Raw genomic sequence first — 3910 nt, forward strand, 5'->3', positions numbered from 1 at the left:
GGCGTCACCTCCGCACCCTGCCCCACCTCCCCACCGGCTAGTCCCCGCTGCGCTGCGGGGTTGCCAGGGCGGCGAGTTGGTCGGCGTACTCGATGCGGGTGGCCCAGTCGGCGGGCCAGGCGGGCATGCCGGCGGCCGCGCCGACGAAGGCCCCGGCCAGGGCGGCGATCGAGTCGGAGTCGCCGGCCGTGGTGGCGCCCCGGGCCAGCGCGCCGACCGGGTCGTCGGCGTGCCGGATGGCGCAGTACAACGCCGTGGCCAGCGCCTCCTCGGCCACCCAGCCGTCGCCGGTGTGCCGGCACGGGTCACCGCCGTCGTCGGGCCGGGCCAGCGCGGCGGTCAGCCGGTCCAGCGCCGAGCGGCACTCGTCCCAGCCGCGGGCGATGAAGTCGGCCGGCGACTGGCCGCCCGGCCGCTGCCAGAGGTCACCCAGCCAGTCCGCCCGGTAGGTGCGGCACTGCTCCCGGGCCCGGTCGGTGAGCAGCCCGGGTAGTTCGGCCAGCGCGGCCCCCTCGCGGAGCAGCCGCACCGCGTACGCGGTCAGTTCGCTGGCCGCGAGACCGGTCGGGTGACCGTGGGTCAGGCCGGCCTGGAGCTGGGCCAGCCCGGCGAGGGTGTCCAGGTCGACGTCGAGCAGCCCGACCGGGGTGACCCGCATGTTCGCGCCGCAACCCTTGGAACCGGCCACCGTCGCCTCCTGCCAGCGCAGCCCCCGGCCCAGCTCGGCGCAGGCCCGCAGGCAGGTCATGCCCGGGGCCCGGTTGTTGTCGGGGCTGACCGCCCAGTCCAGGAAGCGCCGGCGCAGCAGCGGCTCGACCGCCTCCGGCGTCCAGGCCGGTGCGTCGTGCAGCGCCCAGCCGACCGCGAGCGCCATCTGGGTGTCGTCGGTGACCAGCACCGGGTCGCCGGAGAGTTCCCGGGGGCCGGCCGGGCCGTAGCGGTCGACGATCTCGGCGACGGTCAGGAACTCGGTCGGCCGGCCCAGCGCGTCACCGTAGGCGAGGCCGAAGAGCGAGCCGGCGGCCCGCTGGAGCGAGGAGTCGATCACACTCGCGATCATGCCCGCCCACCGCTACCCCGCCCAGGGGCGGGTGGCCCGCAGGGCCGGTGCGGCTCAGTCCCAGCAGAGGCAGAACGGGTGGCCGGCGGGGTCGGCGTAGACGCGCCAGCCCTCACCCTCGCCGGGCAGCCGGCGGGCGCCCAGCGCCAGCACCGCCTTCTCGGCGGTCTCGATGTCGTCCACCGTGACGTCGAGGTGGAACTGCTGGGGCCGCTCCGGATCCGGCCAGGACGGCGGACGCAGGTTGGGCGCGTACTGGAACGCCAACCTCGGCTGGTGCCCGGCCCGGCCGCCGAGGACCACCCAGTCGTCCGCGCAGTCCTCCTCGATCAGCGGCAGGCCGAGCAGCTCGGAATAGAACGCGGCCAGGGCCTGCGGGTCGGGGCAGTCGATCACCGTTGAGCGCAGCTGTCCAACCATGCCCGTCATCCTGCCCAGTGAATACGACGGAAAACGTCAGTCCTCGGCGAGCCGCCGGCCCGCGTCCCGGCAGGCGGTCAGCACCGCGCGGGCGTACTGCGGCGGCGCACCGGCGAGCCCGCAGGCCGGGGTGACCACCACCTGCTCGGCGAGCCGGCGGCGCGGGAAGCCGAGGCGGTCCCAGAGCTGGCGTACCCGGTCGGCGACCTCGGCCGAGGTGGGGGCGCGACCGGGTGACGGCGGCCGGGTGGGCGCGGCGCCCGCCAGCAGGCCGAGCCCGGCGTCGATCGCCTCGCCGAGCGGGTCGAGGTCGGTGACCAGGCTCAGGTCGAGCGCCACCCCGACCGCCCCGGCTGAGCGGATCAGCTCCAGCGGCACGTCGGGAGCGCAGCAGTGCACCACTGTCGGCACGCCGGCCGCTTCGACCACCGTCCGCAGCAGCGCGGCGGCGGCGCCGGACTCCACCGCCCGGTGGGTGCCGAAGCCGCTCTCCGTGGGCACCCGCCCGGCCAGTACGGTCGGCAGCGACGGCTCGTCCAGCTGGAGCAGCACCGAGGCGCGCGGCAGCCGGCGGGTGACCGCCGCGACGTGCTCGCGGACCCCCTCGGCGAGGGATCCGGCGAGGTCGCGCACCGCGCCGGGGTCGCCGAGCAGCCGGCCGCCGATCGGCAGCTCCAGCGCGGCGGCCAGGGTGAACGGGCCGCCGACCTGCACCTTGACCGGCCCGGCGTACTCCTCGGCCTGCTCGGCGAGCTGGTCGAGGTCCCGTTCCATGAGGTCGCGGGCGCGGCGCAGGTCCCGGCCGGGCCGGGGCGCGATCCGCCAGCGGGCGGCGTAGAGCTCCACCGGCAGCTCGACCAGCAGCCCGGCCGTCCGGCCGATCAGGTCGGCACCGGGCCCACGCGCCGGCAGTTCCGCGGGGTGCGGCAGGGCGGGCAGCTCACCGAGGACGATCCGCTGCGCCTCGGCGATGTCGGTGCCGGGCAGCGAGCCGATGCCGGTCGCCGCGCCGGCCGGCCACGGCCATGCCTGGTGTGTCACGGCCGAAGACTATCCGGTACCCGGACCCGGCCACGCCACCGCCGGCCACCCGCCGACCGGTCGGCGCGCCGTCGGGCGGCCGTGACGGCGGCGGCCCACCGTCGGGAGGCCGTGACGGCGGCGCGGACGTCGGGAGGCCGTGACGGCGACGGCGCGCCCCTCCGGAGGCCGTGACGGCGGCGGCCCACCGTCGGGAGGCCGTGACGGCGGCGCGGACGTCGGGAGCCGCCGAGGTCGCGGCGGACGGCGTGGTCAGCCGGCGATGGTGGCGGAGCCGAGCACGATGTCGCCGGCCGGATCCGGCCGGTACGCCACCACGGCCTGCCCGGCGGCCACGCCCCGGACGGGCCGGCGCAGCTCGGCCTGGAACGTGTCGCCGTCCAGCGTGACGGTGGCGGGCACCACGTCGCCGTGCGCCCGCAGCTGCACCTCGCACTCCACCGGCGCCTCCGGACGCGGGCCGCCGGTCCACACCGGACGCTCGGCGCGCACCCGGGCGACCTCCAGCGCCTCGGCCGGGCCGACGGTCACCGTGTTGGTCTTCGGGGTGATGGAGAGCACGTAGCGCGGCCGGCCGTCCGGCGCGGGGCGGTCCAGGTGCAGCCCCCGCCGCTGGCCGACCGTGTACGCGTACGCGCCGGTGTGGCTGCCGACCACCGCGCCGGTGGTCGCGTCGACCACGTCGCCCGGGGCCTGGCCGAGCCGCTGGGCGAGGAAGCCACGGGTGTCGCCGTCGGCGATGAAGCAGATGTCGTGCGAGTCGGGCTTGTCGGCCACCGCCAGGCCACGCCGGGCGGCCTCCGCGCGGACCTGCGCCTTGGTCGAGTCGCCGAGCGGGAACATCGACCGGTCCAGCTGCTCACGGGTGAGCACCGCGAGCACGTACGACTGGTCCTTGGCCGCGTCGACGCTGCGCCGCAGCAGCCCGTCGGCGCCGAGCCGGGCGTGGTGGCCGGTGACCACGGCGTCGAAGCCCAGGGCCACGGCGCGGTCCAGCACCGCGGCGAACTTGATCTTCTCGTTGCAGCGCAGGCAGGGGTTCGGGGTACGGCCGGCGGCGTACTCGGCGACGAAGTCGTCCACCACGTCGGAGTGGAACCGGTCGGCCATGTCCCAGACGTAGAACGGGATGCCGATCACGTCGGCGGCCCGCCGGGCGTCCCGCGAGTCCTCCAGGGTGCAGCAGCCGCGCGCACCGGTGCGGTAGGTCTGCGGGTTCCGGGCGAGCGCCAGGTGCACGCCGGTCACCTCGTGCCCGGCCTCCACGGCACGCGCCGCCGCGACCGCCGAGTCGACCCCGCCGGACATCGCCGCCAACACCCTCACCGGCTCACTCCCTTCACCCCATCGAGCCTATCCCCGCCCGGCCCCCACTCCCCGGGCGGGGAT

4 protein-coding genes are annotated in these 3910 nt (G+C 76.9%); all 4 read right to left on the minus strand.

Annotated elements, in window-relative coordinates:
- Nucleotides 1-37 precede the first annotated feature (37 nt).
- Nucleotides 38-1060 (minus strand): ADP-ribosylglycohydrolase family protein, encoded by a 1023-nt coding sequence (locus tag DLJ47_RS33665; RefSeq protein WP_109906198.1) that lies wholly within the window; start codon nucleotides 1058-1060, stop codon nucleotides 38-40.
- A 54-nt stretch (nucleotides 1061-1114) separates the two neighbouring features.
- On the minus strand, nucleotides 1115-1480 hold the full coding sequence (locus tag DLJ47_RS33670) for a VOC family protein (protein ID WP_199236114.1): 366 nt from the start codon (nucleotides 1478-1480) through the stop codon (nucleotides 1115-1117).
- Nucleotides 1481-1516: 36 nt separating this feature from the next.
- Nucleotides 1517-2521, minus strand: a complete 1005-nt coding sequence (locus DLJ47_RS33675; protein WP_109906202.1) for a methionine synthase — start codon at nucleotides 2519-2521, stop codon at nucleotides 1517-1519.
- 252 nt (nucleotides 2522-2773) lie between these two features.
- Nucleotides 2774-3847, minus strand: a complete 1074-nt coding sequence (mnmA, locus tag DLJ47_RS33680; RefSeq protein WP_109906204.1) for a tRNA 2-thiouridine(34) synthase MnmA — start codon at nucleotides 3845-3847, stop codon at nucleotides 2774-2776.
- Between the last annotated feature and the right edge of the window lie 63 nt (nucleotides 3848-3910).

It is taken from the genome of Micromonospora sp. S4605, from assembly GCF_003176715.1.
Classification (GTDB): Bacteria; Actinomycetota; Actinomycetes; order Mycobacteriales; family Micromonosporaceae; genus Micromonospora; species Micromonospora echinaurantiaca.